Annotated in this window: 9 protein-coding genes and 1 tRNA gene; 7 read left to right on the top strand and 3 right to left on the bottom strand. The window is 62.2% G+C overall.

The features are described 5' to 3' along the window. Window positions 1-9 precede the first annotated feature (9 nt). Window positions 10-86 (bottom strand) — tRNA-Lys (locus QP305_RS08590). A gap of 210 nt (window positions 87-296) precedes the next feature. Between QP305_RS08590 and QP305_RS08585 the strand changes: the two genes are divergently transcribed. The 7 genes from QP305_RS08585 to pstB all read left to right on the top strand — a co-directional run bounded on the left by QP305_RS08585 (window position 297) and on the right by pstB (window position 9,850). Then, a complete protein-coding gene (locus QP305_RS08585) occupies window positions 297-923 on the top strand; it encodes a hypothetical protein (protein ID WP_087069757.1) in 627 nt (208 codons plus the stop codon). A 223-nt stretch (window positions 924-1,146) separates the two neighbouring features. After that, the gene (locus QP305_RS08580) at window positions 1,147-4,404 is read left to right on the top strand and encodes an RNA degradosome polyphosphate kinase (RefSeq protein WP_284904919.1); all 3,258 of its coding nucleotides are present in this window, start codon (window positions 1,147-1,149) and stop codon (window positions 4,402-4,404) included. 64 nt (window positions 4,405-4,468) lie between these two features. Further along, window positions 4,469-5,422, top strand: coding sequence for an NUDIX hydrolase (locus QP305_RS08575; protein WP_284904918.1), 954 nt, complete (start codon window positions 4,469-4,471; stop codon window positions 5,420-5,422). A 161-nt stretch (window positions 5,423-5,583) separates the two neighbouring features. Then, window positions 5,584-6,696, top strand: a complete 1,113-nt coding sequence (gene pstS / locus QP305_RS08570) for a phosphate ABC transporter substrate-binding protein PstS (protein ID WP_035276844.1) — start codon at window positions 5,584-5,586, stop codon at window positions 6,694-6,696. A gap of 42 nt (window positions 6,697-6,738) precedes the next feature. Continuing rightward, window positions 6,739-7,851: a phosphate ABC transporter permease subunit PstC gene (gene pstC, locus QP305_RS08565; protein WP_180948672.1), complete on the top strand. Its 1,113-nt coding sequence runs from the start codon at window positions 6,739-6,741 to the stop codon at window positions 7,849-7,851. Further along, window positions 7,851-9,047, top strand: a complete 1,197-nt coding sequence (pstA, locus tag QP305_RS08560) for a phosphate ABC transporter permease PstA (protein ID WP_284904917.1) — start codon at window positions 7,851-7,853, stop codon at window positions 9,045-9,047. Before pstC ends, pstA begins: the two co-directional genes overlap by 1 nt. Before the next feature lie 23 nt (window positions 9,048-9,070). Continuing rightward, window positions 9,071-9,850 carry a phosphate ABC transporter ATP-binding protein PstB gene (gene pstB, locus QP305_RS08555; RefSeq protein ID WP_026428731.1) on the top strand — a complete coding sequence of 260 codons (780 nt, stop codon included), beginning with the start codon at window positions 9,071-9,073 and terminating at the stop codon, window positions 9,848-9,850. A 155-nt stretch (window positions 9,851-10,005) separates the two neighbouring features. Here the strand turns inward: pstB and QP305_RS08550 are convergent, their stop codons facing one another. Together QP305_RS08550 and QP305_RS08545 are read right to left on the bottom strand one after the other, a co-directional pair. Further along, window positions 10,006-11,016 carry an inorganic phosphate transporter gene (locus tag QP305_RS08550; RefSeq protein ID WP_026428732.1) on the bottom strand — a complete coding sequence of 337 codons (1,011 nt, stop codon included), beginning with the start codon at window positions 11,014-11,016 and terminating at the stop codon, window positions 10,006-10,008. A 2-nt stretch (window positions 11,017-11,018) separates the two neighbouring features. Beyond that, entirely contained in the window at window positions 11,019-11,645 is a 627-nt protein-coding gene (locus QP305_RS08545; protein ID WP_026428733.1) for a DUF47 domain-containing protein, read from the bottom strand. Between the last annotated feature and the right edge of the window lie 313 nt (window positions 11,646-11,958).

Raw genomic sequence — 11,958 nt, 5'->3', positions numbered from 1 at the left:
CGAAGAAAATGGTAGGCCCCGTGGGATTCGAACCCACAACCCTTGGATTAAAAGTCCAGTGCTCTGACCGTTGGAGCTAGAGGCCCACGAAGTAGTGTAGCGCGCTTTGGCCCGCTGGTAAAAAATCGGGGCGAATCTGTGTGGAAAACCGCACTTGCGCGCTGTCGCTCATCCCGCAACTCCTTTACGTAATCGGCGGAAAACAGCTCAAAGCCGCACTAAGGCCCGCCCTGAGGTGCGACAATGGAAGAGTGAGCGAGCGCACTGGCGCGCCCCGAGCGAGTGGAGGAAAAATTATGGCTAGTAGTTTTCGCCGTCCGGCCCAGATGAAACCGGACCAGCTCGAGTCCATCGAAGGTGAAGCGGACGTCGCCTACCACAGCGAGCTCGCCCACACCGCGGCCCAGGCCCTCCTGCCCGGCGCCGGTTACCACACCGAGGACCCGGAGGTGCGCGCCCGCGTGCTGGACCTCGTCGCCACCGAAGGCATCGATGTCATCGCCGAAGCCTGGGCGCGTTCCCCGGAAAGCACTCTCCCCGGAATGCTGTGGCGCGGCTACTTGCTGCGCGAATGGTTGCGGCGTTTCCCGAACGACGCCGCCGCGCGGCTCACTGCCGCGCGGGAAAAGCTCGGCTCCCAAGGAGCTGACGGCGCGGAGAAACTGGAGAAAACCCCCACTCTCGGGGAAGTGCAATCCAGTTGGGATGAGGTGTTTGCCGGTTCCTTCAGCGGGGACTTCGCGGAGGTGCTGGCCAGCTCTGCCCGCCTGTGTGACACCCTTGCCGAAGTGGATCCGCTCTGGATCCCCAGTGATGAGCACCCGCTGGCCACGCCGGTCACGCGCCGCGATGCGGCGCTGCTGGAAACGGCGCGGGAATTCCGCGCTGCCGGGGCTCGGGCGGTGCGCGGCACGCTTTCGTAGCGGTTTCGTAGCGGAGCGGGGCCGTTCCTGGAGGAGCGCCGGCCGACACTTGCGGGAAGGCTTGCCCGTTCCGGTAGCGGCGCCAGCCGGCTCGAAATTCACGGTATCGGGGAGGAAGCCCTTGGCTGAGGGGAACTGCGCCGTCGTTCGTTTGCTTGGACGTAACTTTTCTGTCGTAGTCATCGACTACGGTTAAGAGGTAGCAGGAAAAAGGAGCCCTCCTATGAGTATCGTTGCCGGAACACCGCAGCCGGATCAGGCCGCGCTTTTTAACCAGCTCGCCCAAGAATGCTTCGCGGCGGATGGCGTCGCGCCGTTCAGCGAGCAAACGCTTCTGGATATTGCCGCGGGCGCGGAAAGTTCGCGGGTGTGGACTCTCGGGGATCCCGTGGTCGGGGTGGCTCATTCCGGGCGCACCGGGGATGTGGAATTGGCCGTGCGTCCGGAAGCCCGCGGCAAGGGTGCCGGTACGGAATTGCTGCGCACCGTTCTGGATGCGGGGGAAACCGCAGTATGGGCGCACGGGGATTTGCCGGCCGCCCAGGAACTCGCGGCATCATCCCAGCTCTACCCAGGGCGCACCCTCCTCGTGTTGGAGCGCCCGGTTACGGAAGAAAATCCTGCCCCGGCCCTGTGGACTCTGCCGGGAATCGTGCTGGCTCCGGTGGATCCGGCCGCGGATTTGGAGGATATTGCGCGTCTCAACGCGGAAGCTTTTGCGGATCTGCCCGATCAGGGCCAGCTCACCGCGGAGGATCTGCGCGAACGCATGGAAGCGCCCTGGTTCACTCCGGAGCTCCTGGTAACCGCGCGCTGCCAAGGTGAACTCGTTGGCTTTGTGTGGCTCAAGCCGAATGTGCTTGGGGGTGCCACGGCTGAATCCGGTGCGGGCAGCGAATCCGGCGCAGCCGAAGTGAACGCGGCCAGTGATCCCGGCGCAGCCAGCGAACCGAGCGAAGCGAATGTGCTGGAACTCTACGTGCTCGCGGTGGCCCCGGAACACCGCGGCAAGGGCATCGGGAAACTGCTGACGGCCTGGGCGCTTGTCACCACCGGCTCGCGGGGTTTCTCGCGCTGCATCCTCTATGTTGATGCCGCGAATTCCGCCGCGGTGCATGTCTACGGGAAGGCCGGTTTCACGCAGGCCGAACGGCATGTCCGCTATGAACTGCAACCCGAACCAGCCGTTTCGGCTACCCGCGCCCGCCTGGCGGCCCGGGAGGGCGCCAGTGCCGTGGAACCCACCCCGCATGAAACTTTCTTGCAGGCGGTGCGGCTCGGTTCGCCGGTCTCCACCAAATCCCTCACGGATATGGCCAAGGAATCGCGCAAACTCGCCAAGCGTTCCGCGAAAGCCCCGGAAGAATCCCAGCTTCCCGAAGGGCGCTTCGCGGATCGGGAACTCTCCTGGTTGGCTTTCAATGAGCGAGTGCTGGAACAGGCGGAAGATGAAACCCTGCCGCTCCTGGAACGTGCTTGGTTCCTCTCCATTTTCTCCTCGAACCTCGATGAGTTCTTCATGGTGCGGGTGGCCGGCCTCAAGCGCCGTATTGATACCGGCATCGGAGTGGTGGCAGCATCCGGCCTCACCCCGCGCCAGGTCATGAAGGGTATCGCGGAACGCACCCATGAACTCACCGCGCGCCAAGCCAAGGTCTACTCGGAAGATATCAAGCCCAAGCTTGAAGGCCAGGGCGTTTTTATCCGCCGCTGGAATGAGCTGGATGCGCAGGTGCAGCAGCGCTTCTCCAAGCTCTTCAAGGATGAGATTTTCCCCGTCCTCACCCCGCTCGCCGTGGATCCTTCCCATCCCTTCCCTTATATTTCCGGGCTTTCTCTCAACCTCGCCGTGGTCCTCAAAGATCGGCGCGGTTCTTCCGCTTTCGCGCGGGTGAAAGTGCCGGATCTGCTCCCGCGATTCCTCATGATCGGGGAAGATGGCACCGCCTACAGCCCGGAAAACGTTCCGGTGGAAGCCGGCAGTGATATTGAATTCCTGCCCCTGGAGGAACTCATCGGGCACCACCTGGGTGAACTCTTCCCCGGGATGGATGTGCAAAGCTACGCCACCTTCCGCGTCACCCGCAATGAGGACCTAGAAGTCGAAGAAGACGACGCAGAAAACCTCCTCACCGCCCTGGAACGCGAACTGCTTCGGCGCCGCTTCGGGCCGGTGGTGCGCCTGGAAGTAGATGAGGATATGGATGATGCCACCCTCAGCTTCCTCCAGAAGGAAATGAGCGTGAGCCCTTCGGATACCTACCGGCTGCCCGCGCCTCTGGACCTGCAATCCCTCGAGCAACTCCACGATCTGGACCGGCCCGGGCTCAAATACCCGAAGTATGTGCCCGTCACGCCCACCGGGCTCACGGATGCCGAATCAGCCAAACCGGCTGATTTCTTCGCGAAGCTGCGCGATCATGATGTGCTGCTCCACCACCCCTACGAATCCTTCTCCACCTCGGTGCAGCAATTCATTGCCCAGGCGGCCGCGGATCCGCAGGTCCTCGCCATCAAACAAACCCTCTACCGCACTTCGGGGGATTCCCCCATCGTGAACTCGCTTATCCGGGCGGCCCGGGCCGGCAAACAGGTCCTCGCCATCGTGGAAATCAAGGCGCGTTTCGATGAGCAGCGCAATATCGAATGGGCGCGCAAACTCGAGCGGGCCGGGGTACATGTGGTCTACGGAATGATCGGGCTGAAAACCCACTGCAAGCTCGCGCTGGTGGTTCGCCAAGAATCCGACGGCCTGCGCCGCTACTGCCACGTGGGCACCGGCAACTACAACCCGAAAACCGCCCGCGGCTATGAAGACCTGGGCCTGCTCACCTCCAACCGGGATGTGGGCCAGGATCTCACCCGGCTCTTCAACCAGCTCTCTGGCTACTCTCGGCAGGAACGCTTCCACCGGCTCCTCGTGGCGCCCACCGGCATCCGCTCCGGACTCATCGACCGGATCGAACGCGAAATTGAAAACAAGAACGCTGGCAAACCCGCCTGGGTGAAATTCAAAGTCAATTCCATCGTGGACGAAGCCACCATCGACGCCCTCTACCGGGCCAGCCAAGCCGGCGTGAAAGTCAGCATCCAGGTGCGCGGTATTTGCGCCCTACGCGCCGGCATCCCCGGGCTTTCCGATAACATCAAAGCTCGTTCCATCTTGGGTCGCTACCTCGAACACTCGCGTATCTACGCTTTTTGTAACGACGGCGACGCAGATGTCTTCATCGGCTCTGCCGATCTCATGCATCGCAACCTGGATCGGCGCATCGAAGCCCTCATCAAGATCACGGACCCGGATATGGTGGACCGCCTGGTGGAACTGGTGGATGTGGCCACCGCGGATACCACTAGCTCGTGGCACCTGGGCCCGGACGGATGGGTACGCCACAACCTCAGCCCCAAGGGCCGCCCGCTCGTCGATATCCAGGAGCTGCTCATGAAACAAGCACGCTCCCGCGTGGCAGGAGGGGACTAGGAAGCCCGGGCCGGGCAAACCGGGGCCAGCACATATCCGTACCAACTATGCCGAAGGGGGAGTGATGAGCAGCGTTCATGCTGCGGGCGCCGTTGTGTGGCGCAAAAAAGGTGGCGAATTCCAGGTGCTACTCGTACGCCGGGATAGCTACAAAGACTGGTCCTTCCCCAAGGGCAAATACAAGCCCGGCGAAGGCCCGCGCATGGCAGCCGTGCGGGAAGTCTACGAAGAAACCGGCGAGCATATCGCCCTGCAGCGGCCCCTGCCCTCCATCGGCTACACCCTCTCCTCGGGTAAGAAAAAACGAGTTTTTTACTGGGTGGCCCGCCCGCTCACCCCGCGCTCGCGGCCGGTTGCCGCCCGCCCCGAATTCCCCACAGCCCACCCCGGGGAAATCACCCGGTCGCGCTGGATGAACGCGGAAACCGCCCTCGAAAAACTCAGCTATAAAGACGAACGCACCATGCTCAAACGCGTCCTGAAATATTGGGAACGCGGGGAACTCACCACCCGTGCGGTGCTGCTAGTTCGCCACGCCCGCGCCCAAAAACGTTCGGCGTGGAACGGAAGTGAAAAAACCCGGCCCCTCACCCCGCACGGCGCCTCCCGGGCTCGCACCATCAGCTCGGTGCTCAGCGTCTACGGCGTGGACCGCCTCGTATCCTCCCCCTGGCAGCGCTGCACCGCCACCATCGCCCCCTACGCGCAAGCCTCCGGAGTTTCCCTTACCTGCGTCGCTGCCCTCACCGAACACTCCCACGCGAAGAACCCCGCCGGAGTACGTAAAACCATCGAGGCTGTCCTGACCGATGCCGGAGCTCCCACGGCGGTCAGCTTGCATCGCCCCACCCTGGGTACCGTTATCGACGTCGTTAAAAAACACGGTGGCCACCACGTGAAAGAAAAGCTCCCCGACGGCGACCCCTACCTCAAAACCGGAGAAATCCTCGTCGTCCATATGAAAGGCGACCACGCGGTGGATGTCGAACGCTTCCGTCCCGTCCACACCGAACACTAGCGGCCCGTGACCAGCGGCCGCATCCTGTGAGACATGCTACAAGCCCGTTAACCTTCTGTTTACCTCCGGTGTGGGCCACCGTAACCCTCGCTTCCTAGGCTCGAACCAGCGAGCGCCGAAACGGGCGTTCCTGAACACGCAAGGATTAAACAGTGAAGACCATGAAGATCTCGGCACTTGCTGGTGCCACCGCTCTTGCTCTGACCCTTTCCGCCTGTGGTGGGGACGCAACGACTTCTGCCACCACCGAAGCTGCCAAGGGTGACGCCACCACCCAGGCCGCGGACAGCGGCTCGAACCTCTCGGGCACCATCTCCGGCTCCGGTGCTTCCTCGCAGCAGAAGGCCCAGCAGGCCTGGCGCGATAACTTCACCATCGCGAACTCGGGCGTGACCGTGAACTACGAGCCCACCGGCTCCGGCACCGGCCGCCAGCAGTTCCTCTCCGGCCAGGTGCAGTACGCCGGTACGGACTCGGCCCTCAAGTCGGAAGAACTCGCCCAGGTCTCCAATACCTGCAAGACCGACGTTGCCGTGGAACTGCCCGTCTACATTTCCCCCATTGCGATCGCCGTGAACCTCGAAGGTGTCAAGGAGCTCAAGCTCGACGCTCCCACCATCGCGAAGATCTTCTCCGGCCAGATCGAAAAGTGGAACGACCCGGCCATTGCCGCCACCAACTCCGGCGTCAAGCTCCCGGACGAAACCATTATCCCGATCCACCGCGCGGAAAAGTCCGGCACCACCGGTAACTTCCAGTCCTACCTGGAAGAAGCCGCCCCCGAGGTCTGGACCTACGGCTCGGAAGAAACCTGGCCGATCCAGGGCGGTCAGTCCGCAGAATCCACCTCCGGTGTGGTCCAGCTGGCCCTCTCCACCCCGAACTCCATCATCTACGCCGACTACTCCCAGATCGAAACCCTCACCCCGGTGAAGGTCAAGGTTGGCGATGAGTTCATCGGCCCCGAACCGGAAGCCGCCGCCCGCGTGGTGGATGACTCCCCGGCCGCCGAAGGCGCCACGGACACCCTCCTCAACAAGGACCTCAAGCGCGATGGCTCCGTCAAGGGTGCCTACCCGGTCGTCATGCTTTCCTACCTCATCGGCTGCCAGGAATACAAGGATGCCTCCACCGGTGAACTGGTCAAGGCCTTCTTCACCTACGTCGTCTCCGAAGAAGGCCAGAAGGCCGCCTTCGCGGCCAACGGTGGTAACGCTCCGATCTCGGACACCCTGCGCAAGCAGGCCATGGCCGTCATCGATACCATCAAGTAAACCAGCGGTTAGACAACCGAATACCCCTATCTGAAAGTCGATATGACTGAACGAGATAACGCAGCCGGGGAGGTTCTTGAGCGTACCGCTCAGGAAACCTCCCCGGAGGTGGGTCAGACTGCAGTGCCGGCCCGCCCGACCAAACGCGCGCGTCGCCGCGTTGCAGACACTACCTTCAACGGCCTAGCCATCGGAGCTGGAGCATTCATCATCCTCATCCTGGGCGCCGTTTTCATCTTCCTGCTCCTCGAGTCATATCCGGCATTCATTGCCGGTAAGGAAGAAATCTCCGGGACAGCAGATTTCACGAAGGGCATGGGCTTCTGGCAGTACGCCGGGGCGGCCCTCTTCGGGACCGTGCTCTCCGCACTCCTGGCCCTGGCCCTCGCCGTACCCTTCGCGGTAGCGATTGCGCTGTTCATCTCGCATTTCGCGCACCGGCGTTTCGCCTCCGTCCTCGGCTACATTATTGACCTGCTCGCGGCCATCCCCTCCGTGGTCTTCGGCCTGTGGGGTATTCGCACCCTCGAACCGATTGTGCGCCCCGTTTTCGAATGGGTCTCCAATGTGCTCACTCCGCCGCTCCAGTGGTGGGTGGATCACGTTCCGTTCATGGGTGAAGAAGGCGGACTGGCCCAATTCGATTGGTGGCCCCTCCAGCCCAGCCTGGTGGCCTTCACGCCGCCGGCCCGAAACATCATGATGGGCGGCCTGGTGCTGGCCATTATGATCCTGCCGATTATCACCTCGCTGTGCCGCGAAGTATTCCTCCAGACCCCGAAGCTGCTGGAAGAAGCAGCCCTCGGCCTGGGCGCCACCCGCTGGGAAATGATTAAGATGACCGTGCTCCCGGTGGGCCGTTCCGGTATCGTCTCCGCGGCCATGCTGGGCCTGGGGCGCGCCCTGGGCGAAACGATGGCACTTCTCATGGTGCTCTCGGCCGGCCTGCAGGTGAACTTCAACCTCTTCTCCCCGGGGCAGCACTCCACCATCGCCTCGCAGATCGCCCTGAACTTCCCTGAAGCTCATCCCGGTCTGCAGCGCCAGGTCCTTATCGGTATCGGCCTCATGCTCTTTGCCCTGACCTTCGTGGTCAATTGGTTGGCGCGGCGCGTTCTGGCCCGGTACGCAGAATTCTCAGGAGCGAATGCCTAATGAGTACTGACGTAACACAGACCCCCGCCGGCCAGCCCGACGGCGGCGCGCACGCACTGCCCGGTAGCGGCACGCTGCCCGGCGGCAATGGCGGCAACGGCGGCAACGGCGGCAACGGCGGCAACGCCCGCGCCGGCAGCACGGACACCGTCACCGAAGGCACCCCGATCTTCGCCTCTGAATACGGCCGCCTGCCCAAGTTCTTCAACTGGGCCGTGCTCGTGGTGTGCATGCTGGCCTCCTGGCTGCTCTTCCACTTCGGCTTCAAAGCGGATTCGCTTTTCGGCGCGGTCCTGGTGGGCTTGCTCGTCTTCTTCCTCGTGATTCGGATCGTCGGGTACGCGGTGGAAGGCCCGCGCCGCGGCGCCAACCGCATGGCCACCGTGCTCATCACCAGTGCTTTCGTGCTCGCGGTGCTCCCGCTGCTCTCGCTGCTCTACACCGTGATCGTGGAAGCCCTCCCGATCCTCAGCTACTCGTTCCTCAATAACTCCACCCTCGGCATGTCCCTGCCCGGCGCTCAGCCCGGCCTCGGCCACGCCATCGTAGGTACGCTCATTATCACCGGCATCACGGCGCTCATCGCCATCCCGCTCGGTATTCTGACGGCCATCTACCTGGTGGAATACAACAGGGGTGGCTGGTTCGGCCGCTCGGTGACCTTCCTGGTCGATATTATGACGGGCATCCCCTCCATCGTGGCCGGCCTCTTCGCCGCCGCGATTGTCCCGGTGCTCGCCCCCGCGCTCGGGTTCCGCAATGGCATCATGGGCGCCGTCGCCCTTGTTGTTCTGATGACGCCGATTGTGGTCCGCAATACCGAAGAAATGCTGCGCATCGTCTCCAATGAATTGCGCGAAGCTTCCTACGCGCTCGGCGTGACGAAGTCTCGCACCATCATCAAGGTGGTGCTGCGGACCGCGCTGCCGGGTATCGTTTCCGGTTGCGTGATCGCCATCGCCCGCGTGATCGGCGAATCGGCCCCGCTGATGATTACCGCCTCCGTCTCGGATACGTTCAACTACTCCTTGTTCAACGGCCCGATGATGACGCTCCCGGTGTTCGTCTACTCGCAGTTCAAGGCCAATAACCTCGACCTGGCCTGGGGCGGCGCGCTCGTCTTGGTGTTTATCGTGCTGGTATTCAACTTGCTGGCGCGCTTGATTGCTCATATCTTCGCCCCGAAGGGCCGCTAACGCGGCAGCCGAAAGGAAAAACAGTGCCTCAGGGAATTAGTGTTCGTAACGAGAACATTTACTACGGTGATTTTCTCGCCGTGGAGAACGTTAATGTGGATATCAAACCGAATTCGGTGACCGCGCTGATCGGCCCGTCCGGTTGCGGCAAATCCACGTTCCTGCGTTCCCTCAACCGTATGCATGAAGTGATCGACGGCGCCTACGTGACCGGCGACGTCTTCATCGACGGCAATAATATTTACGGCCCCGGGGTGGACCCGGTGACCGTCCGCCAGCACGTGGGCATGGTCTTCCAGCGTGCCAATCCCTTCCCCACCATGTCCATTCGCGACAATGTGCTGGCGGGGATGCGGCTCAATTCACAGAAGATCAAGAAGTCCGACGCGGAGGAAATCGTGGAGCGCTCGCTGCGCGGCTCCAACCTCTGGGAGGAAGTGAAGGACCGCCTCGATAAGCCGGGCTCCTCACTTTCCGGCGGGCAGCAGCAGCGCCTGTGCATCGCCCGCGCCATCGCGGTCAAGCCCGAGGTGCTCCTCATGGACGAACCGTGCTCGGCCCTCGACCCGATCTCCACCCTCGCGATTGAGGACCTCATGAACAGCCTCAAAGAGGAATACACGATCGTGATCGTGACGCACAATATGCAGCAGGCGGCGCGCGTCTCGGAAATGACCGGCTTCTTCAATATCGCCGGGACCGGCAAGCCCGGCCACCTCGTGGAATTCGACCAGACGGAAAAGATTTTCTCCAACCCGACCCATAAGGAAACCGAAGATTACGTCTCCGGGCGCTTCGGCTAAACCGGTTAACAGCTCCGCTGTTTACCTTGCGAACTGTGCCGCGCGGGAACGATCCTGCGCGGCACAGTTGTGTTGTGGATGCTATATGAGTACGACGACGCCGCACCGGCCCGCCGCCGCATTTCGAAGCAGCGTGCGGGTAGCGGGTAATCGGCTTAGATAAGAACCAGGCGCAGCAGCCAGGTGGCCACTGCTGCCAGGGCGCCGGCCGCCGGGATTGTGAGAATCCAGGCGGTGGCAATATTGCCGGCCACGGACCAGCGCACCGCCGAACGCCGCTTCGTGGCCCCGACCCCCATGATCGCGCAGGTAATGGTATGCGTTGTCGAAATCGGGGCGGCCCACACAAACGCCGTCGTATAAAGAACACTCGCGGCCACGCTTTCCGCAACGAAACCGCGGGCCGGATCCAAATCAATAATTTTCGATCCGAGCGTTTTCATAATGCGGAAGCCACCGGTCGCGGTTCCCAAAGAAATCGCGGCGGCCGCGGCCAGTTTCACCCAGGTGGGGATGCCGTCTTCAAGATTGTGGAAGCCACCGGCGGTGAGGGCCAGCACGATCACACCCATGGTTTTCTGGGCGTCCTGGAGGCCGTGCCCGAGGGCCACCATCGCGGCGGAAACCGTTTGAGCGTAGCGGAAACGGTGCATGGTGGTGTGGTAGGGCGCCTCTGTGAGCAGGCGCAACACCACTTTCATAATGAGGTAGGCGAGCAGGAAACCAACCGCGGGGGAAACAACCATCGGCACCACCACGCGGTCGAAAATAACCGCCCAGTGCACGGTGGCCAGGGAAGCGATACCCGCCCCGGCCAGCCCGCCAATCAGCGCGTGCGAAGAAGACGAGGGCAGCCCGCGCCACCAGGTAATAAGATTCCAGCCAATCGCGCCGGCCAGCCCGCCAAGCACCAGGGTGAGGCCGGTTATTTTCTCCAGCTCGGTAATATCAACGATGCCCGAGCCGATTGTTTCGGCCACTTTGGTGCCGAGCATCGCGCCGAGGAAGTTCATGACGGCCGCCATCGCGAGGGCCACCCCCGGGGTCAGCGCGCGGGTGGCTACCGAGGTGGCGATGGCATTTGCGGCGTCGTGAAAACCGTTAGTGAAGTCAAAAATGAGGCTAATGACGACGACGGTGCCCACCAAAAAGAGCAACTCGGACAAAATCAGGACTCCTTGAGGGCAATGCGCTCGACCACGGCGGCGAGCGTCTCGAAAGCATCGACGGTGTCCTCGAGGGTGTCCACAACCAGTTTGACCCGCAGCAATTCAATGGCGTCGGTGGCGTTTTCAAAAAGCGCGGCGAGGGTGGAACGGTAGAGGGAATCGCCCTTGTTTTCCAGCTGGTTAATTTCCACCCAGTATTCGCGGGTATCCGGGGAAGTGGGGTTGAAATGCGCGAGGATATCCGAGGAAAGCCGAGCGCAGCTCTTGAGAATATCCACCACCGTGGGCACGCTATCGGGGAGGGTGAGCGGGCGCATGAACGCTACGTTTTCCCCGACCTCGTCCATGAGGTCCACACAATTATCAACTGCGGTGGTCAGGGCATAAAGATCCTCCCTGTCGAAAGGGAGGACAAAAGACCTATTTACCACTTTGAGGAGCGCGTGATTTGACTCATCTGCATTGTTTTCGATGGTATGCAACTGCTGCTGCAACTCCGCGCGCTCATGAACCGGTGCGGTCATCAGCTGCGCGAGGCCCGCGGCGGCGATAGGAAGATGCGCCGCCTGGGCGCCAATTAGGTCGAAAACCCGCGTGGAACGCGAGAATTTAGAGAATAACCCCACGTGAATTCCTCGTTTCGGGGACATGAACAATCGATGAACGACTCTCCTCAAGGATAGTTCATTATGGGGCGAAACGTGTATGACAGCGCGGTGAGATCGGGCAAGCGCGCGGCGGTGGAGCGCGGGCGGTGAGGCGTTCGCGGTGGCGGCGATGACGCGCACGCAGCGGTAGAAAAGTGGCGGGAAAGTAACGAGTGGCGGGAAAAGGGTGCCGGACCTGAGAGCGCCTGACGGCGCGAATGCCGCTCGTAGCGGCGCTAGTTGGAGCCCGGGGCTTTCAAGGTCCGGCACCGTGGCTTCAGAATAACAAGAG

The sequence above is a fragment of the Actinotignum timonense genome (assembly GCF_030216305.1).
GTDB classification, from domain to species: Bacteria; Actinomycetota; Actinomycetes; order Actinomycetales; family Actinomycetaceae; genus Actinotignum; species Actinotignum timonense_A.
The sequence above is the reverse complement of the archived record's forward strand: the minus strand, read 5'-3'. Positions and strand labels throughout refer to the sequence as shown.

Excerpts from the sequence above, each read along its gene's own strand:
- QP305_RS08575 (WP_284904918.1), top strand. The coding sequence starts at position 4,469 with ATGAGCAGCGTTCATGCTGCGGGCGCCGTTGTGTGGCGCAAAAAAGGT.
- pstA (WP_284904917.1), top strand. The coding sequence starts at position 7,851 with ATGAGTACTGACGTAACACAGACCCCCGCCGGCCAGCCCGACGGCGGC.
- pstC (WP_180948672.1), top strand. The coding sequence starts at position 6,739 with ATGACTGAACGAGATAACGCAGCCGGGGAGGTTCTTGAGCGTACCGCT.
- pstS (WP_035276844.1), top strand. The coding sequence starts at position 5,584 with ATGAAGATCTCGGCACTTGCTGGTGCCACCGCTCTTGCTCTGACCCTT.
- QP305_RS08585 (WP_087069757.1), top strand. The coding sequence starts at position 297 with ATGGCTAGTAGTTTTCGCCGTCCGGCCCAGATGAAACCGGACCAGCTC.
- QP305_RS08580 (WP_284904919.1), top strand. The coding sequence starts at position 1,147 with ATGAGTATCGTTGCCGGAACACCGCAGCCGGATCAGGCCGCGCTTTTT.